This window comes from Spirillospora sp. NPDC052269 (assembly GCF_040679435.1).
Taxonomy (GTDB): Bacteria; Actinomycetota; Actinomycetes; order Streptosporangiales; family Streptosporangiaceae; genus Spirillospora.
On the sequence record NZ_JBFAUU010000006.1, the window covers coordinates 382,639 to 400,465 of the forward strand.

Annotated in this window: 14 protein-coding genes; 7 read left to right on the forward strand and 7 right to left on the reverse strand. The window is 72.4% G+C overall.

Translation table 11 applies throughout. The features are described 5' to 3' along the window. Nucleotides 1-299: 299 nt before the first annotated feature. The 3 genes from rny to AB0L06_RS15610 all read right to left on the reverse strand — a co-directional run bounded on the left by rny (nucleotide 300) and on the right by AB0L06_RS15610 (nucleotide 3,713). Nucleotides 300-1,961: a ribonuclease Y gene (rny, locus tag AB0L06_RS15600; protein WP_500231665.1), complete on the reverse strand. Its 1,662-nt coding sequence runs from the start codon at nucleotides 1,959-1,961 to the stop codon at nucleotides 300-302. A 1,080-nt stretch (nucleotides 1,962-3,041) separates the two neighbouring features. Continuing rightward, nucleotides 3,042-3,248, reverse strand: a complete 207-nt coding sequence (locus tag AB0L06_RS15605; protein ID WP_500231666.1) for a hypothetical protein — start codon at nucleotides 3,246-3,248, stop codon at nucleotides 3,042-3,044. 9 nt (nucleotides 3,249-3,257) lie between these two features. Continuing rightward, entirely contained in the window at nucleotides 3,258-3,713 is a 456-nt protein-coding gene (locus tag AB0L06_RS15610; RefSeq protein WP_500231667.1) for a MarR family winged helix-turn-helix transcriptional regulator, read from the reverse strand. Between the two features lie 90 nt (nucleotides 3,714-3,803). Between AB0L06_RS15610 and AB0L06_RS15615 the strand changes: the two genes are divergently transcribed. After that, nucleotides 3,804-4,712 (forward strand): LLM class flavin-dependent oxidoreductase, encoded by a 909-nt coding sequence (locus AB0L06_RS15615; RefSeq protein WP_500231668.1) that lies wholly within the window; start codon nucleotides 3,804-3,806, stop codon nucleotides 4,710-4,712. A 36-nt stretch (nucleotides 4,713-4,748) separates the two neighbouring features. Here the strand turns inward: AB0L06_RS15615 and recX are convergent, their stop codons facing one another. Next, nucleotides 4,749-5,549 (reverse strand): recombination regulator RecX, encoded by an 801-nt coding sequence (gene recX, locus AB0L06_RS15620; RefSeq protein ID WP_500231669.1) that lies wholly within the window; start codon nucleotides 5,547-5,549, stop codon nucleotides 4,749-4,751. A 706-nt stretch (nucleotides 5,550-6,255) separates the two neighbouring features. Between recX and AB0L06_RS15625 the strand changes: the two genes are divergently transcribed. Continuing rightward, entirely contained in the window at nucleotides 6,256-6,531 is a 276-nt protein-coding gene (locus tag AB0L06_RS15625; protein ID WP_500231670.1) for a hypothetical protein, read from the forward strand. 135 nt (nucleotides 6,532-6,666) lie between these two features. Here the strand turns inward: AB0L06_RS15625 and recA are convergent, their stop codons facing one another. Continuing rightward, a complete protein-coding gene (gene recA / locus AB0L06_RS15630; RefSeq protein ID WP_500231671.1) occupies nucleotides 6,667-7,809 on the reverse strand; it encodes a recombinase RecA in 1,143 nt (380 codons plus the stop codon). A gap of 247 nt (nucleotides 7,810-8,056) precedes the next feature. Between recA and AB0L06_RS15635 the strand changes: the two genes are divergently transcribed. The 4 genes from AB0L06_RS15635 to AB0L06_RS15650 all read left to right on the forward strand — a co-directional run bounded on the left by AB0L06_RS15635 (nucleotide 8,057) and on the right by AB0L06_RS15650 (nucleotide 11,016). Next, complete coding sequence (locus AB0L06_RS15635; protein WP_500231672.1) at nucleotides 8,057-8,917, forward strand: ATP-grasp domain-containing protein; 861 nt, start codon at nucleotides 8,057-8,059, stop codon at nucleotides 8,915-8,917. A gap of 139 nt (nucleotides 8,918-9,056) precedes the next feature. Beyond that, nucleotides 9,057-9,374 (forward strand): hypothetical protein, encoded by a 318-nt coding sequence (locus AB0L06_RS15640; RefSeq protein ID WP_500231771.1) that lies wholly within the window; start codon nucleotides 9,057-9,059, stop codon nucleotides 9,372-9,374. A 1-nt stretch (nucleotide 9,375) separates the two neighbouring features. Next, entirely contained in the window at nucleotides 9,376-10,533 is a 1,158-nt protein-coding gene (locus AB0L06_RS15645) for a glutathionylspermidine synthase family protein (protein WP_500231673.1), read from the forward strand. A gap of 15 nt (nucleotides 10,534-10,548) precedes the next feature. Further along, the gene (locus AB0L06_RS15650; protein WP_500231674.1) at nucleotides 10,549-11,016 is read left to right on the forward strand and encodes a DUF350 domain-containing protein; all 468 of its coding nucleotides are present in this window, start codon (nucleotides 10,549-10,551) and stop codon (nucleotides 11,014-11,016) included. Nucleotides 11,017-11,097: 81 nt separating this feature from the next. Here the strand turns inward: AB0L06_RS15650 and AB0L06_RS15655 are convergent, their stop codons facing one another. Both AB0L06_RS15655 and AB0L06_RS15660 read right to left on the reverse strand, forming a co-directional pair. Further along, nucleotides 11,098-11,292, reverse strand: coding sequence for a DUF3046 domain-containing protein (locus AB0L06_RS15655; RefSeq protein WP_500231675.1), 195 nt, complete (start codon nucleotides 11,290-11,292; stop codon nucleotides 11,098-11,100). Nucleotides 11,293-11,301: 9 nt separating this feature from the next. Beyond that, a complete protein-coding gene (locus AB0L06_RS15660) occupies nucleotides 11,302-12,564 on the reverse strand; it encodes an alpha/beta hydrolase fold domain-containing protein (protein ID WP_500231676.1) in 1,263 nt (420 codons plus the stop codon). Between the two features lie 115 nt (nucleotides 12,565-12,679). On the opposite strand from AB0L06_RS15660, the gene AB0L06_RS15665 reads away from it, so the two are divergent. Next, entirely contained in the window at nucleotides 12,680-17,716 is a 5,037-nt protein-coding gene (locus tag AB0L06_RS15665) for an ATP-dependent helicase (RefSeq protein WP_500231677.1), read from the forward strand. Nucleotides 17,717-17,827 lie beyond the last annotated feature (111 nt).

Below are 17,827 nucleotides of genomic sequence, written 5' to 3' on the forward strand. Positions count from 1 at the left end.
TCAGTCTGGTCCGGAAATCTGACCAGCCGATCAGGATCGGCTGGGCGGGGGCACCGGATGGTGACCCGCTCCATGCCCGCCCTTGGTGGCACGTCGTGCCAGGGTGCCGGGACGCCCGGCCGTTCGGTACGGCCGAAACCCTTCCGGCATGGACGAGCGCCGTGCCGGGCGTGCCGGCCGGCCCCGGTCCGGACGGTCACGGACGTCCGGACCGGGGTCCGCCACACGGTCGCGCGGCTTGTCGCCGAGGCCCACGTGCGCCCTGGCCTGCGGTTCTCTCACGGAGTGGAGGCCGTAGGTCAGCGGGCGAACTCGGTGGCCCGGGACTCGCGGACGACCGTGACCCGGATCTGGCCGGGATAGGTCAGCTCGTCCTCCACCTGCTTGGCGATGTCGCGCGCGATCACCTGCGCCTGGATGTCGTCCACGGAGTCCGGGCGCACCATCACGCGGATCTCGCGGCCCGCCTGCATGGCGAACACCTTGTCCACGCCCTCGTGCTTCTCCCGGGCGATCTGCTCCAGCCGCTCCAGCCGCTTGACGTACGCCTCCAGCGACTCGCGGCGCGCGCCCGGCCGGCCGCCGCTGATGGCGTCCGCCGCCTGGGTGATGACGGCCTCGACCGTCCGCACCTCGACCTCGTTGTGGTGCGCCTCGATGGCGTGCACGACGTCCTCGTGCTCGCCGTAGCGGCGGGCGATCTCCGCGCCGATCAGCGCGTGGCTGCCCTCCACCTCGTGCGTGAGCGCCTTGCCGATGTCGTGCAGCAGCGTCCCGCGCTTCACCACGTCCGCCGGGAGCCGCAGCTCGTGCGCCATGATCCCGGCGAGGTGCGCCGACTCGACCAGGTGCTTCAGCACGTTCTGCCCGTAGGACGTCCGGTACCGCAGCTGCCCGAGCAGCGCGATCAGCTCCGGGTGCATCTCGGTGATGCCCAGCTCGACCAGCGCGTCCTCGCCGGACCGCACGCACAGCTGCTCGACGTCGGACCGGCTGCGCTCGTAGACCTCCTCGATGCGGGACGGGTGGATGCGGCCGTCCAGCACCAGCTTCTCCAGCGTCAGCCGCGCCACCTCGCGCCGCACCGGGTCGAAGCAGCTCAGCAGCACCGCCTCGGGCGTGTCGTCGATGATCAGGTTGACCCCGGTCGTGGACTCGAAGGCGCGGATGTTGCGGCCCTCGCGACCGATGATCCGGCCCTTCATCTCGTCCCCGGGCAGGTGCAGGACGCTGACCACCGACTCGGCGGTCTGCTCGCTGGCGACCCGCTGGATGGCCAGCGTGACGATCTTGCGGGCGCGCTTGTCGCCCTCCGCCCGGGCGGCGTTCTCGATCTCCCGGGTGATGGGCACGGCCTCCCGCTTGGCCTGGTTCTCGATCGCCGCGACCAGCTCCGACTTGGCCTGCTCGGAGGTGAGCCCGGCGGTCCGCTCCAGGACGGCCTGGCGCTCGTCGTCCAGCTTCGTGAGCTCCCGCCGGCGGGTCTCCAGCGACTTCTTGGTCTCGTTCAGGCGGCCGGACCACTCCTCCAGCCGCCGCACCTCGCCGTCGAGCCGCTGCTCGCGCTCGGCGAGCCGCGCCTCGCGGCGCTCCAGGTCCTCGCGGAACGTCCGGAGGTCCTCGCGCAGCTTCCCGGCCTCCTCCTCGAGCTCGGCGCGCGCCGAGCTCGCCTGCTTCTCGGCCTGCGCCTCGGCCTTCGCGACGATGCCGCGCGCCTCGTCCCGGGCCGTCCGGCGGATCTCCTCCGCGCCCTCGCGGGCCGTCCGGCGGATCTCGTCCGCCTCCTCGCGGGCCGTCCGGCGGATCTCCTCCGCCCCGTCCCGGGCGCGCTCGGCCTCCTCCGGGTCCGGGCCGGGCGGCGGGCCCGGCCGCCGCACCACCATGACCACGAGGACGACCAGGGCCGCGACCGCGATCAGGGCCACCAGGAGCGCCGCGACCGTCAGTCCCGTCCCGCCCATCAGCGCCTCCCCTCAGGGGAGGCCGTACGGATCGCCGGGCGGTCCGTTCGGCGATCCGGGTGGTCCGCGGAGGCGTGGCGTCCCGGCGGGGCCGCCGCGTGTCGTCCGGTCCTCATCGCCGCACCCCGCGTCCCGCGTCAGCGGCTCCGCCCGACATGGCGGCTCCGCGCGCGTCCGCAGGACGCCTCCGTCCATGCTCTGTCCCGCTTCCGCGGACGCGTGGCGAACGCATGACTATCGACAAACTCACGGCACGCATAGGGATCACCGCTATCTGTTCGTGAAATACCGGCACCCCGGCGCGGGCCCGTGCCGGGGTGGGCGGCCTTGGCCGTCCGGGCGCGGGTGGCGTCGGGGTGCGCGAGGGGAAACGGGGCCGGAGCGTCGTCCGTCCGGTCCCGGTGACAAGGAGTGGCCCGGCTCTCCGGGCGAAGGGCCGTCCGGCCGGTGGGGTGAGGCGGCGCCTGCCGGCCGGGTGGACGGGTGGCCGTCCGTCGTGGGGGCGTCCAGGCGCGGGGGTGGGCGGACGGGTGCTCGGCGTGACCACTGGCGGGTGGAGTCACGAGGCCGATCCTTCCTCGCCCGCGGGCCCCTGACGGGGTTCTGGAGCCCTGCCTTGCGAGGACCTACCCGCACCCGAGCGAACCGTCGGGTACGCGACATCGCCCGGCCGCCGTCGTGACGGCACCGGGCCGGCCGATCCGCTCCGGACCGGTTCCGGTCGCTGCCCCTCCCGCCTCTCGCCTCTCGCCTGCTAGAACACGCTCAGTCGTATGGCAATCCGCTGGTGCGCGGAGTAACTCCTCACTGCCGTAACGGTAAGCGGCATCCAGGTGATGAGCAAGCAAAGCCAGGGCATTCCGGACAGCCATCAGAGCCGTTTCGCTGCCGTCCACCCCGCTCACCTGCCGCGACGCTGACCGTCGCTCAAGTGCCGGCGAGACGGCCCGGCGTGTCGTCCGGTGCGGCCCGTTTCGACGTCTTGGACCGCCCTGCGGCACGGCTCTTCGCCCTCGCGACGCGCGGACCTCCGCCGCCCGCGGCGCCGGGCCGGATGGACGCGCTCGCCTCTGGGGGCGATCAGTGGCTGAGGCCGCGTTCGCCCATGTCGATGTCCCAGGCGTCGGCGAGGACGATGTCGATCTCGGCGCCCTCGAACGCGCCCGACCCGTACCTGCGGTAGGCGTCCTCAAGGGACTCGGCCTCGACGTTGTCGTAGTAGGTCCGGCCGTCGGCCGTCCGCGTCCGCATGGAGTAGGTCTTCAGCCGCGCCTTCTCACCGCCCATCGCCTCAAACTAGCGCGGGTCGCCGCCGTCCAGGAGGAGACGGAGGGAACGGACGAAACGCTCGCCCTCGGCGTCCCCGAGCGGGGCCAGGAAGTCGCCCTCCATGCGGCGGCGCGCGTCCTCCGCGCGGCGGAGCAGGTCCTCGCCCTCCCCGGTCAGCGCGACGACGTTCTTGCGGCGGTCCTGCTCGCTGCGGCGGCGCTCGACGAGGCCGCGGTGTTCGAGCCGGTCGACGAGCCCGACCATGGTCGTCCGGTCGACGCCCAGCCGGCCCGCGCCCTCGAGCTGCGAGATCGGCCGGCTCTCCCCCAGGACGGCGAGGACGGCCAGCTCCCGTCCGGTGATCCCGAACGGCTCCAGCGCACGCGCAGACTCCTCGGCCAGCCGCGCCTGGACGTGTTTCAGCAGGTAGCCCAGGCGATCGGTGAGGACGTCCGCCTCAGCCCGCGATCCCGATTCCGCCATGTCGGAGAATCTACCCTCCTCCAGATCGTCAGCAAGACTGATGATCATCTACTCTGACGCCTCGTTCGTCACCGAGACACGGAGCGACCCATGACCGAGATCAGGTTCGGCCTCAAGACCAGCCCGGCCCATGTCGGCTACGACGACATCCTGCGCGTCTGGGAGGAGGCCGACGGCATCCCCGAGATCGACGACTGCTGGCTCTGGGACCACCTGCTCCCCCTCATGGGCCCGCGGGACGGCGCCGCCTTCGAGGGCTGGACGCTGCTCGCGGCCCTCGCCGCCCGCACCGAGCGCGTCGGCCTCGGCATGCTCGTCACCAACAACCGGATGCGGCACCCGGCCGTCCTCGGCAAGATCGCCACGACCGTGGACGTCATCTCGGGCGGACGGCTGGTCATGGGCCTCGGCGTCGGCGGCACCCACCAGCCCGCCGGCGCGGGCGGTGTCCCGGGCCCCAACCCCGCGCTCGCCGAGTACGCCGCCTACGGCCTGTCACTGGTCAGCCCCGGCGAGGGCGTGTCACGGCTGGCCGAGACCATCGACATCCTCACCCGCATGTGGACGGAGGACGTCTTCGACTTCGACGGCCCGCACACCGTCCTGCGCGGCACCCGCAACAACCCGCGCCCCGTCCGCCCGTCCGGCCCGCCCCTCCTGATCGGCGGCTGGGGCGACCGCGTCCTCCGCCTCGTCGCCGCCCACGCCGACATCTGGAACATCCCGGGCCCACCCCACAACCCGGTCCCCCACATCGCCGAGCGGGCCCGCGTCCTCGACGCCCACTGCGCCGCCCTCGGCCGCGACCCCGCCGAGATCACCCGCTCGACCCAGATCGTCGTCTCCTACGACGACCTCCCCGCCGCCCGAGCCACCGTCCGCGACCTGGTGGACATCGGCGTCACCCACATCGTCCTCGGCCTGCGCGCCCCCTACCCCGAGAACGCCGCCCGCCTCCTCACCGACGAGATCATCACCCCCACCCGAGCCACCCTCTGACCCACCCCGCGTGGTGGGTGGGCGGGGCTGGTGGTGTTAGTCGAGGTCCCAGGTGTCGGGGAAGTCCTCGGTGTCGGCGCCTTCGGATTCGAGGGCGTCCTTCACCACGCGGTAGGCCATGCCGGCCGGGTAGCCCTTGCGGGCGAGCATGCCGACGAGTCGCCGGACGCGCTTGGTGCGCTCGACGCCGCGCGTCGAGGAGAGCTTGCGCATGACGAGATCACGCGCGCGGCGCTCCTCCTGTTCGGAGTCCAGCGTTTCCACGGCCTCGCTGACGATCTCGTTGTCGACGCCGCGACGCCGCAGCTCGGCCGCCAGCGCCCGCCGTCCCAGGCCCCGCCCGGTGTGCCGCGACTGAACCCACATCTGCGCGAAGGCCTCGTCGTCGATCAGGCCGACATCGGTGAACCGCCCGAGCACCTGCTCCGCGACGTCGTCCGGGATGTCCTTGCGCCGCAACGCGTCCGCCAACTGCGCCCGGGTGCGCGGCGACCCCGCCAGCAGCCGCAGGCAGATCTCGCGGGCCCGCGCCTCCGGGTCTCCGCCACCCTGCTCTCGCGCACCGTCGTCGTCGCTCCGAGCCCCCGACCCGGATTCCCCGCTCGAACGCTCGCGCCCTTCGCCACCCGGCTCATGGTCGCGTCCGTCCTCGCCCCAGGATCGCCGCCGCGACCCCTTGCGTCCCCGACGGCGGCCCTCGGACGCGTCCTCTTCACCCCAGGACGCCCCCGTGCCGCCGAACGGCTTCTCAGCCTTCCGCTTCCCCGAGTCGCGCCGACCTCGACCACGTCGGCCGCCCGCCGTCGCAGCAGCCCCGTCGGCGGACTGTCCCTCCACGGACGACCTGTCCGCAGAGCCGTTGCGCGCCTGGAATGCCAGGGGCGAGGCGTCTCCCCCCGCGTCCCCCTGGACTGGCGCGCTCTCCGCAGAGGTGTCCCCCGCCCAGGCCCCCTGGGGTGAGGCATCTTCCGCAGGGTCCTCCTGCGCGAACACGCTCTCCGCAGAGATGTCCCGCACGAGCGGGTCATCGGGAGAAACACTTGGTGCTGTGGCCCCTTCTTCGGGAGCCTCGGCAAGGAGCGCGTTCTCGGCGAGCGCTTTGGAAGCGTCCTTCCCGGGGGTGGGCTCGGGACGTGGTGTCCCGTTGGACTCCGCCTCGTTCGGCGCTCTCTCCCCACCGCTGTCAGCCACATGGGCTGGCCGGCTGTTCTTCGTGGCTCCGCGCTGGTCGTCGGCGGCGGCCTTTGGACGCCCGGTCGACGGGCGTGGCCGCACGTCGGAGGCCGTGGCGCGACTCTTGGACGACGCCCTGCGTGGTCTCTTGGTCGTGGCGGCATCCGGGGCGGAGTCGGCCGAGCCGGAATCCGGCCGGGCCGCATCATCCGTTCCCGGAGCCGGGGGCGCTTCGTCCTGCGATGCAGGTGAGGTGCTCAGGGGAGCTGGAGGTCTGCTCGAAGTCCGCGTGCCGCCCTCGCCGGTTCCCTGGCCACGGCCTGTGGACGCGGCGTCGGGTGGGGTGGGGGTCTCAGTCGGGGATACGGGAGTGGCGGTCTCGCCCCACGGGTTGCTGGACGAGCCCGCCCATGGAGCCGGCGCGGGCGTGCTCTGCTGGTTCCAGGGCAGCTCGCTTGCGTCCACCCGCGGGGTGGGGACGTTCCATGGGAGAGGAGCCGCTCCCCCGGTGTCGGTCTCCTGCTCGTCGGCCGTGTTCGGCTCGTCGGGTTCGTCGGACGCGCCCGCGGTGTCGCCGGGAGGCGTCCAGGAGACGGCGGACGAGGTGAGCCAGGGCGGAGCGCCGTCCGGTGGGGTGGTCATGTGAGGCACCCGGGGACGGCGGCGCCGATGGGGAAGAACCGCGCACCGGCGAGCCGGTGACGGTGGAGGCGCCGCCGCCCTGCATACGAGATCATCGCTCAGTCTTCGTCAGGAGTCACCCGATTCGACGGATTCGCCGTCAGGAATCTCCGGCCTTGGCCTTGACCGACTTGCGCGCGGACGCGGTGGCGGTCGCCGTGGTGGCGGGCTTGCCGGCCGCCGCCGCAGCGGGCTTGGCCGGGGCCTCGGCGGGCTTGGCCGCGGTGTCGGCGGCCTCCTTGTCGACGCGCGGCCCGACGCCGAGCTTCTCCTTGATCTTCTTCTCGATCTCGTCGGCGGTGTCGGGGTTGTTCTTGAGGTAGTTGCGGGCGTTCTCCTTGCCCTGGCCGAGCTGGTCGCCCTCGTAGGTGTACCAGGCGCCGGACTTGCGGACGAAGCCGTGCTCGACGCCGAGGTCGATCAGGCCGCCCTCGCGGGAGATGCCCAGGCCGTAGAGCAGGTCGAAGTCGGCGACCCGGAAGGGCGGGGCCATCTTGTTCTTGACGACCTTGACCCGGACGCGGTTGCCGACCGCCTCGGTGCCGTCCTTCAGGGTCTCGATGCGGCGGACGTCGAGCCGGACGGAGGCGTAGAACTTCAGCGCGCGGCCACCGGTGGTGGTCTCCGGCGAGCCGAACATGACGCCGACCTTCTCGCGGAGCTGGTTGATGAACAGGACCGTGGTCTTGGTCTGGTTGATCGCGCCGGTGAGCTTGCGCAGCGCCTGGGACATCAGCCGGGCCTGGAGGCCCACGTGGCTGTCGCCCATCTCACCCTCGATCTCGGCGCGCGGCACGAGCGCGGCGACCGAGTCGATGATCACGATGTCGACCGCGCCGGAGCGGATCAGCATGTCGGTGATCTCCAGCGCCTGCTCGCCGGTGTCGGGCTGGGACACCAGCAGGGCGTCGATGTCGACGCCGAGCTTGGAGGCGTACTCGGGGTCGAGCGCGTGCTCGGCGTCCACGAATGCGGCGATGCCGCCCTGCTTCTGCACGCTGGCCACCGCGTGCAGCGCGATGGAGGTCTTACCGGACCCTTCAGGGCCGTAGACCTCGACGACCCGGCCGCGCGGCAGGCCGCCGATGCCGAGCGCGATGTCGAGGGAGATCGCGCCGGTCGGGATGACCTCGACCGGGGCGCGCGCCTCCTCGCCCATCCGCATGACCGAGCCCTTGCCGAACTGCCGCTCGATCTGGGCGAGCGCGGTCTCGAGAGCCTTCTCCCGGTCGTTCGGTGCCATGTCTGCCCCTTGTCTTGGTTGCGGTCGCCGGGTCTGCCGGCTCTCGGCTTCTCGATGTCGAGGGCGACGTTACGAGGTGCCTCCGACAGTTTTCGAGCCCTCACCGGAACTGTGGATAACGTCGCTCGCCGGGCACAGCCTACCGAACATCCGTTCGATCATGGACGCGCGTCCCGATTCGCCCCGGATTATCCGTGCGCCGAACGCCCTCGACACCGTACGCTGGCGGCCTCGGAGGGTTCCCATCATGACGCTGACCGTCCTCTTCTGCGTCGATCCGCTCCACCCCCGGCGCGTTGATCCCCACTTCGCCCGCGAAGCCGCGGCCGTGCGCGACCACTACGGCGAGATCGGCCTCATCGACCACGACGAGCTGCGGCGCGGCGACGCCGACGCGGCCGCCCAGGGCGTCCCCCGCGACCTCGGGGCCGCCTGGTACCGCGGCTGGATGCTCACCGGCGCCGAATACACCGCCCTGGCCGCCGCGCTGAAACGGCGCGGCACGATCCTGCTCACCCACCCGGACGATTACAGGCGTGCGCACGAGCTGCCGGGATGGCACGACACGTTCGCGGGCCTGACCCCGAACAGCGTGTGGCAGGAGCTCTCCCCAGGGGACGACCCCGGCGACCTGGCCGAGTTGGTGCGTCCCCTGCGCGGCGGGCCGGGCGTCGTGAAGGACTACGTCAAGTCCCGCAAGCACGAGTGGGACGAGGCGTGCTTCGTCCCGGACGTCCACGACCTCGCGCGCCTGCGCGCCGTCGCCACCAAGATGATCGCCCTGCAGGAGGAGTTCCTGGCAGGCGGCCTGGTCGTGCGCGAGTACGAGCAGCTCGACGGGGACGGCGAGGCGCGCGTGTGGTGGGTGGACGGCGAGCCGGCGCTCGTGGGCCCGCATCCCGACACCCCCGAGACCGAGCCCGAGCCCGACCTCTCCGGGGTGGCCCCGGCCGTCCGGGCGCTGGGCTGCAGGTTCATCACCACCGACCTCGCGCGCCGCGCGGACGGCGCCTGGCGCGTGGTGGAGGTCGGCGACGGACAGGTGAGCGATCTTCCGGCGACGGTCGACCCGATGGATCTGTACGCTCACCTGCCGGTTCCTGATTGACGGCGGCGAAACCGTATTCGATACGGTTTCGTCTCAGAAACGACCGTGAACGTCGTCTTATAAGGACGTGTCCTCGTTGCCCCCTCAGGAACCCGCACGCCGCCTCAGCTCCCGTGCCGTGAAGATCGGCGTGGTGAGCATGCTCTCCATCGCCGTGACCTCCGCCTGCGGCACCAAGTCCACGACGGCTTGGTGCGTCGACCGGATGGCCCCGCCCACAGGGCAGACCAAGGGCGGTTACAAGGTCGTCCCGGACTCCTACTGCGACACGCGGGAGATCGAGAACGGGACCGTCGGCTACGGACGGTACTTCTGGTACTACGGCGGCAAGCGGGACCGGTACGGGTACGTGCATGGCGGCGGCTACAGCGCCCCGCACAGCCACCGGATCAAGTCGAGCGGCGGTCATTCGCTGATCCGGGGCGGGTTCGGCGGGCACGGACGGAGCGGCGGCTGAGATGCGGCGCGAGTACAGCGACCCGCGTCCGGACTGGGCCGCGCGCGTCGAGGCGCAGGGCCTGGCGTACCACCGGACGGCGCATCCCGAGTACCTGAAGCGGCCCTACTGGGACGAGTCCGTGCACTACGTCTTCGAGATGGACGAGGTGCTGGCCCTGGAGGAGACCGTCGAGGAGCTGCACCGCATGTGCCTCCAGGCGGTGGAGCACGTGGTCACCACGGGCCGCTACAACGTGCTGGGCATCCCCGACTGGGTGGCCCCGCTCATCGAGGCGTCGTGGCGGCGCCGCGACCCGCACCTGTACGGGCGGTTCGACCTGAGCTACGACGGCAAGGGCCCGGCCAAGCTGCTCGAGTACAACGCCGACACCCCCACCTCGCTGGTGGAGAGCTCGATCGTCCAGTGGTACTGGCTGCGGGACGTCTACCCGGACGACGACCAGTGGAACTCGATCCACGAGCGGCTGGTGGCGCGCTGGAAGGACATCGCGGGGACCGTCCCGGGCGGGCGCGCGCACTTCGCCTGGACGAACGAGGACGAGACCGGTGAGGAGGTCATGACGATCGCCTACATGCAGGAGACCGCCGAGGAGGCGGGCCTGCCGGGCGAGGCGATCGCCATGGAGGACATCGGCTGGGACCCCGTGCGCGCGCGGTTCGTGGACCTGAGCGAGCGCGAGATCACCATGGCCTGCAAGCTCTACCCGTGGGAATGGATCGTCGCCGAGCCGTTCGGCCGGAACCTCGCGCACGCGCCCACGAGGTGGATCGAGCCGATCTGGAAGATGATCCTCTCCAACAAGGCGCTCCTGGTGCTGCTCTGGGAGCTGTTCCCCGGCCACCCGAACCTGCTGCCCACCTACCTGAACACCCCGGGAAACCTCACGTCCTACGTGCAGAAGCCCCTGCTGGGACGCGAGGGCGCGAGCATGCGCATCGTCACCCCGGACGGCCCCGAGGTCAGCACCGAGGGCGAGTACGGGCGCGAGGGATTCGTGTTCCAGGAGTTCTGCCCGCTGCCCGACTTCGACGGGGAGCACCCCGTCCTCGGCGCGTGGGTGGTGGAGGACGAGTCCGCCGGGCTCGGCATCCGCGAGACCTCCGGCCTCATCACCGACGACACGTCTTCGTTCGTCCCGCACCGCATCCCGCTGTAACCCTCGAGGAGAACCATGACCCCGCTCGCCGCCGCCTCTGGCGACGACAGCCTCGGCCATGTCCTGCTGCACGGCTCCGGAGCCCTGCTCGCGTACGCGGCCGTGGGCCTGGTCCTGTTCGTCGCCGGTTTCTACATGACCGACCTGGCGACGCCCGGCCGCCTGATCCACGTGATCCGCCGGGACCGCAACCCCAACGCCACGCTGCTGGCCTGCGCCTCCACGGTCGGCGTCGGCCTGATCGTGGCCGTGTCGATCTTCGCGGCGGGCGGGAACCTGCTCGAGGGCCTGACCCGGACGCTGGTGTTCGGCCTGGTCGGGATCGTCGCGCAGACGGCCGCGACGATGGCGTTCAACCGGCTCGTCGGGATCAACGTCCGGGAGATCGCGGACGGCCCGGAGGACAAGCTGGAGCCCGCCGGGATCCTGCTGGCCGTGGCGAACCTGATGATCGGGTTCGTGACCGCCGTCGCGGTCTACTGATCCGCGGATGGGAGTGCCTCCTGGGCACTCCCAGCGTCGCGGGCGCGCGAGAGGCCACCTAGCCGAGACGCGAGGGTGCTTCTAGCGGAGGGTCGAGGGGACGTCGAAGGTGGCGACGACCGCCTGCCAGACCCTTTTGGCCGGTTCGCCGTCTGCCAGAGCCTGCTCGATCGTGCGCCCGCCGAGCTCGGCCAGGACGTAGTCCTTGGCGACGCTCTCGGCGTAGCCCTTGCCGAACTGCTCGGCCATCCGCTGCCAGAACTCTGTGAGACGCACGCCGACACGCTATCCGACGGACTCGTCCACCTCGTCCGGTGTGGGAGGACGCCTTCTCTGGTTGTACTGCCCGTGCAGGTCGGACAGGTGGCGTCCGATGCCTTCGACCACCCGGGCCGTCCGGTAGGACGGGAACACGTCGAAGGCGTGTTGCGCACCCTGCAACTCGGCATACAGGACGGGTGCGTCCGAGGCGTCCCGCAGCTTGTCCACGAAGCGGCGTGCCTCCAGGACGGGGATCAGCGAGTCGTGGCTGCCGTGGATGACGAGGAACGGCGGCGCGTCCGCGCGCAGGTAGGTCACCGGAGACGCCTTGGCGAAAGAGTCCCGGTCCTCGGCGAAGGACCGTTTCAGCACGCGTTTCTGGAGAAGCGCGGTCTTCCCGAAGGGAACCGGCCAGGGGCCGGGTTCCAGGAAGTCGTACACGCCGTAGATGGGCACAGCGCCCTGGACGGAGGTGTCCACGTCCTCGAACCCAGGCTGGAACTCGGGGACGTTCGCCGTGAGCGCGACCATGGCCGCCAGGTGCCCTCCAGCCGATCCTCCTGTCACGCACAGGAAGTCCGGGTCGGCCCCGTACTCCTCAGCGTGCGCGCGGTACCAGCGCAGGAACTGCTTCAGGTCGAGCAGGTGGTCGGGCCATGTGGCGCGTGGGCTCAGCCGGTAGTTCACGTTGAACCCGATCCACCCCTGGAGTGCCATGTGGTTCAGCAGTGGCAGCCCCTGTTCGCGCTTGTCGCCGATGACCCACGCGCCGCCGTGGATCTCCATGAGGCCGGGGCGTAGGCGCCCGTCCGGCTGGGGCTCCTTCGGGCGATACACGTCCAGCTTCAGGCGCAGGCGGCCGTCCTGGCGGAAGACGACGTTGCGGTCCACGTGGACGCCGCGCCTGGGGATCAGGCACAGCGGGGGCAGGACGAGGTGACTCAGCGGATAGCGAGAAGACACCTGCGGGTCCGGATCCGTGGGCACGCCACTCGCACGGAGCGTGGCGGCCGTCCTGCGGGATGCCGTGATCGTGCCGATCGTCCCGGTGAGCCCGGCCAGGCCGAGCGCGAGGCCGATCCAGCCGGCCCAGTCGTCCAGGCCCCCGGCGGCGGCCGCCCAGCCGAGCCCGACGATCTCCAGAACCAGCAGGTGGGGGGCCATCTCGATGCTGAGCCAGCCGGCGAAGAAGCCGGGGACGGCCGACATCGCCCCGCGGGGCGGGCGGCGGGCGTTCACGGCGAGCAGCAGGCTCACCGCGCCCACCGCGAGCAGGACGTGCGGCATCGGGGCTCCCGGGGTCGCGCCTGCCCTCCAGGGTGCCTGGGCAAGCGATCACTTACAACGTGACGCGGACCACCCCCGCGCGGTTTTGTCGGACCCGCGAGGCAGGATGGGACGCATGACCGGACTGCCGCACGACAGCACCGCTGACGTGCTCGAACGCTTCTCCCCGGCCACCCGCGCGTGGTTCACCGGGGCGTTCGCCGCGCCCACCGCCGCGCAGGCGGGCGCGTGGCGGTCCATCGCGGCGGGCGACCCGACGCTCGTGGTCGCGCCCACGGGCTCCGGCAAGACCCTCGCGGCGTTCCTGTGGTCCCTCGACCGGCTGGCCTCCGAACCCCTCCCGGACGACCCGAAGCACCGCTGCCGGGTGCTGTACGTGTCGCCGCTGAAGGCGCTGGCCGTCGACGTCGAGCGCAACCTGCGCGCGCCCCTGACGGGCATCCGGCAGGCGGCCCGCCGCCTCGACCTCCCCGAGCCCGACGTGCGGGTCGGCATCCGCTCCGGCGACACCCCCGCCGACGAGCGGCGGCGGCTGGCCACCAAGCCCCCGGACATCCTCATCACCACGCCCGAGTCGCTGTTCCTGCTGCTCACCTCGCAGGCGCGCGAGGCGCTGCGCGGCGTCGAGAGCGTCATCATCGACGAGGTGCACGCGGTGGCGGGCACCAAGCGCGGCGCGCACCTGGCGCTCTCCCTCGAACGGCTCGACGCGCTGCTCGACCGGCCCGCGCAGCGGATCGGGCTGTCGGCGACGGTCCGTCCCGCGGCGGAGGTCGCGGCGTTCCTGGGCGGCGCGCGACCGGCGGCCGTCGTGCAGCCGCCGTCGGAGAAGGTCTTCGAGCTCGACGTGGTCGTCCCGGTGGAGGATCTGGGGGAGATCGCCCAGTTCGTGGACGGCTCCGGCGACACCGACCCGCGCCAGCGCAGCATCTGGCCCCACGTGGAGGACCGGCTGCTCGACCTCATCGAGGCGCACCGCTCCACACTGGTCTTCGCCAACTCCCGGCGGCTCGCCGAACGCCTCTGCGGCCGCCTCAACGAGCTCGCCTTCGAACGCGCCTCACGCGCGCAGGAGGAACAGGCGGAGCCCGACGAGGGCGACGGGCTCCGCAGGATCAGCCCGGACGACATCGAACGCGCCCTCAACCTCGGTCAGCGGCCCGGGCCCGCGCACGCACGTGAGGAGAGCGCCGTCGCGCGGACCGGCGGGGGGACGCCCGCGCAGATGATGGCGCAGGCGGGGGCGGCCAAGGGCGTCCCGGCGGAGATCGCGCGGGCGCACCACGGGTCGGTGTCCAAGGAGGAGCGGGCCGGCATCGAGAACGCGCTGAAGGAGGGCCGGCTGCCCGCCGTGGTCGCCACGTCCAGCCTGGAGCTGGGCATCGACATGGGCGCGGTCGACCTGGTCGTCCAGGTGGAGTCTCCGCCGTCGGTGGCCAGCGGCCTGCAGCGGGTCGGGCGCGCGGGGCACCAGGTCGGCGCGGTGTCCAAGGGCGTGATCTTCCCCAAGTACCGGGGCGACCTCGTGCAGACGGCCGTGGTGGCCGAGCGGATGCGCGGCGGCGAGATCGAGGAGCTGCGCTACCCGCGCAACCCCCTCGACGTGCTCGCACAGCAGATCGTCGCCATGGTCGCCATGGACGAGTGGACCGTGGACGACCTGGATTCCCTGGTCAAACGGGCCGCGCCCTACGGCACGCTCCCCCGGTCCGCGCTGGAGGCGACGCTCGACATGCTCGCCGGGCGCTACCCCAGCGACGAGTTCGGCGAGCTGCGCCCCCGCCTGGTGTGGGACCGGGTGACCGGCGTCCTGCGCGACCGTCCGGGCGCGCAGCGGCTCGCCGTGACCAGCGGCGGCACCATCCCGGACCGGGGCCTGTTCGGCGTGTTCCTCGTGGGAGAGAAGTCCTCGCGCGTGGGCGAGCTGGACGAGGAGATGGTCTACGAGTCGCGGGTCGGCGACGTGTTCGTCCTGGGCGCGAGCTCCTGGCGCATCGAGGACATCACGCCCGACCGGGTACTCGTCTCCCCCGCGCCCGGGCAGCCGGGCAAGCTACCGTTCTGGCACGGCGACTCGCCGGGCCGTCCGGCCGAGCTGGGCAAAGCACTGGGCGCGTTCACCCGCGAGCTGGCCGCGCTCCCCGAGCAGCGGGCCCGCGCACGCGTGACCGACGCCGGCCTGGACGAGTGGGCCGGCGAGAACCTGGTGTCCTACCTGGGCGAACAGCGCGAGGCGACCCGGCACGTCCCGGACGACCGGACGATCGTGGTCGAGCGCTTCCGCGACGAGCTCGGCGACTGGCGCATGGTCGTCCACTCGCCGCTCGGCGCCCGCGTGCACGGGCCCTGGGCGCTCGCCATCGCGGGCCGCCTCCGCGAGCGCTACGGCGTGGACGCGCAGGCCATGCACGCCGACGACGGCATCGTCATCCGCATCCCGGACATGGACGACCCGCCGAGCATGGACCTGTGCGCCTTCGACGCCGACGAGATCGAGCGCGTCGTCGTCGACGAACTCGGCGGTTCGGCCCTGTTCGCGGCGCGTTTCCGCGAGTGCGCGGCCCGGTCCCTGCTGCTGCCGCGCCGCCGTCCCGACAAGCGCATGCCACTGTGGCAGCAGCGGCAGCGGGCCGCGCAACTGCTGAGCGTGGCCAGCAAGTACCCGTCGTTCCCGATCGTCCTGGAGACGATGCGCGAGTGCCTTCAGGACGTTTTCGACGTCCCGGGGCTCGTCCAGCTCATGCGCGACCTGTCGGGCCGCAAGGTACGCATGGTCGAGGTCGAGACGAACGAGCCGTCCCCCTATGCGCGGTCCCTGCTGTTCCACTATGTGGGCGCGTTCATGTACGAGGGCGACTCGCCGCTTGCGGAGCGTCGCGCCCAGGCGCTCGCGCTCGACACGGCGCTGCTGTCGGAGCTGCTCGGCCAGGCCGACCTGCGCGAACTGCTCGATCCCGAGGTCGTCGCCGACACCGAACGCGAGCTCCAGCGCCTCGCGCCCGAGCGCCGCGCGCACGATCTGGAAGGCGTCGCCGACCTCCTGCGCACGCTCGGGCCCCTCACCACGTCCGAGATCGGGCTCCGCCTCACGCAACCGCACGATGCCGCTCCCTACGCCACCCGGCTCGAGGAGGAACGGCGGGTCATCCGCGTCCGCGTCGCGGGCGAGGAGCGGTGGGCCGCGATCGAAGACGCGGGCCGCCTTCGTGACGCGCTGGGCGTTCCCCTTCCTGTGGGCGTGCCCGAAGCGTTCCTCGAACCGGTGGGCGATCCGCTCGGCGACCTGGTGTCCCGGTACGCGCGCACGCACGGGCCGTTCCGCGCCGACGCCGTGGCGGAGCGGTTCGGGCTCGGCACGGCGGTGGCGACCGAGGCCCTGCGCAGGCTCGCCGCCGACGGACGCGTGGTCGAGGGCGAGTTCCTGCCGGTCGAGGCCGTTTCCGGGCCGCTGACGTCCGAGTGGTGCGACAGCGGCGTGCTGCGCACGCTGCGCCGCCGGTCCCTCGCGCGCCTGCGCGCCGAGGTCGAACCGTCCCCGCCCGAGGCGCTCGGCCGGTTCCTGCCCGCCTGGCACGGCATCACGGGCGGCTCGCGCCTGCGCGGTGTCGACGCGCTGGTGCAGGCGATCGAGCAGCTCCAGGGGTCGGCCGTCCCGGCGTCGGCGCTGGAATCGCTGATCCTGCCGTCCCGCGTGCCCGGCTACTCACCCGCGATGCTGGACGAGCTGACCTCCTCCGGCGAGGTCGTCTGGGCAGGTCAGGGCAGCCTTCCGGGCGGGGACGGCTGGGTCTCGCTCTACCTCGCCGACACCGCGCCGCTGCTCATGCCCGAGCCCGCCGAGATCACCGTCACGCCCGTCCACCAGGCGGTGCTCGACCTCCTCGAAGGCGGCGGCGCGCTGTTCTTCCGGATGCTCTCCGACCGGGTGAACCAGCAGGTCAGCGTCAACGACCCCGACCTGGTCACCGCCCTCTGGGACCTGGTCTGGGCGGGCCTGCTCACCAACGACACCCTCGCCCCGCTGCGCGCCGCGCTCGGATCCGGCCGTCCCGCGCACCGCGCCCGCGCGACCCGCCGGGGCCGTCCCGTCCTGCCGTCCCGCACGGGCCCGCCCACGGTCGCGGGGCGCTGGTGGCCGCTCCCCGAGCGCGAGACCGCGTCCACATTGCGTTCCCACGCCCTGGCCGAGTCCCTGCTCGACCGCTACGGCATCGTCATCCGCGGCGCCGTCGCCGCCGAACGCACCCCGGGCGGCTTCTCGGCCGTCTACCCCGTGCTGCGCGCGTTCGAGGAGTCCGGCCGCTGCCGCCGCGGCTACTTCGTCGAAGGCCTGGGCGCCGCCCAGTTCGCCCTACCCGGCGCCGTCGACCGCCTGCGCGCCCTCCGCCCGTCCCCGCAGCCTGCGCCCGAGCCCCCCGCGTCCCTCTGGGACTCGCGGGGACCTGGCGCTCCCGCCGACCGCTGGGATTCGCCCAGGCAGGAGGCGTCCGGCGAGCATCGGGGTTCGCCTGCAGCAAGTGCATCGGACGCGCGTTGGGAGCCGTCCACGGAAGACACATCGAACGAGCGTCCGGAGCCGTCCACGCAGGACGCATCAAGCGACCGTTGGGGGGCGTCCGCACGGGAGCCTGATCGGTGGGACGAGCCGGACACTTCTCGCGGTCACCGCGAGGTGGCCGGTCGAGGCGGTCCTCCGGGAACGCGGCATGGACGGCCTGCTTCGCTGGGCGGGCCCGTCGCGCCCATGGCGTCCACGCGCGGGCACGAGACGGGCGAGCGTGCGCTCGTCCTCGCAGCGGCGGACCCCGCGAACGTCTACGGGGCCGCGCTCCCCTGGCCCGAGCGTCCGGGGGGCGAGGTGGCGAGCGGGCACAAGCCCGGCCGGAAGGCGGGCGCGCTGGTCGTCCTGATCGGGGGCCGCCTCGTCCTGTACGTCGAACGCGGCGGCAAGACCCTCCTGACCTGGGACGACGATCCGAACGTCCTGCAACCCGCCGTGGACGCGCTCGCCCTCGCCGTCCGGGAGGGCGTGCTCGGCAAACTGACCGTCGAACGCGCCGACGGCGAGTCCATCAACGACTCCCCGCTCGCCGCCGCTCTCGAGGCCGCAGGCTTCCACCCGACTCCGAGAGGCCTCCGCCTCCGCTCCTGACCGCGCCCTCCTCCCACGTGGGGCCGCCCAGGCAGGGCACATCGCGGCCAGGCCGCCGCCGAGCACGCCTGACCCGCCACACCCCCGGCCGTCCGCCCCTCTCAAGGGGCG

What these genes read in the sequence shown, in the direction of transcription:
- AB0L06_RS15615 (WP_500231668.1), top strand. Translation starts at nt 3,804, where the DNA reads ATGACCGAGATCAGGTTCGGCCTCAAGACCAGCCCGGCCCATGTCGGC.
- AB0L06_RS15605 (WP_500231666.1), bottom strand. Translation starts at nt 3,248, where the DNA reads ATGGGCGGTGAGAAGGCGCGGCTGAAGACCTACTCCATGCGGACGCGG.
- AB0L06_RS15645 (WP_500231673.1), top strand. Translation starts at nt 9,376, where the DNA reads ATGCGGCGCGAGTACAGCGACCCGCGTCCGGACTGGGCCGCGCGCGTC.
- AB0L06_RS15610 (WP_500231667.1), bottom strand. Translation starts at nt 3,713, where the DNA reads ATGGCGGAATCGGGATCGCGGGCTGAGGCGGACGTCCTCACCGATCGC.
- recA (WP_500231671.1), bottom strand. Translation starts at nt 7,809, where the DNA reads ATGGCACCGAACGACCGGGAGAAGGCTCTCGAGACCGCGCTCGCCCAG.
- AB0L06_RS15665 (WP_500231677.1), top strand. Translation starts at nt 12,680, where the DNA reads ATGACCGGACTGCCGCACGACAGCACCGCTGACGTGCTCGAACGCTTC.
- rny (WP_500231665.1), bottom strand. Translation starts at nt 1,961, where the DNA reads ATGGGCGGGACGGGACTGACGGTCGCGGCGCTCCTGGTGGCCCTGATC.
- AB0L06_RS15660 (WP_500231676.1), bottom strand. Translation starts at nt 12,564, where the DNA reads ATGCCGCACGTCCTGCTCGCGGTGGGCGCGGTGAGCCTGCTGCTCGCC.
- AB0L06_RS15640 (WP_500231771.1), top strand. Translation starts at nt 9,057, where the DNA reads ATGCTCTCCATCGCCGTGACCTCCGCCTGCGGCACCAAGTCCACGACG.
- AB0L06_RS15650 (WP_500231674.1), top strand. Translation starts at nt 10,549, where the DNA reads ATGACCCCGCTCGCCGCCGCCTCTGGCGACGACAGCCTCGGCCATGTC.
- AB0L06_RS15635 (WP_500231672.1), top strand. Translation starts at nt 8,057, where the DNA reads ATGACGCTGACCGTCCTCTTCTGCGTCGATCCGCTCCACCCCCGGCGC.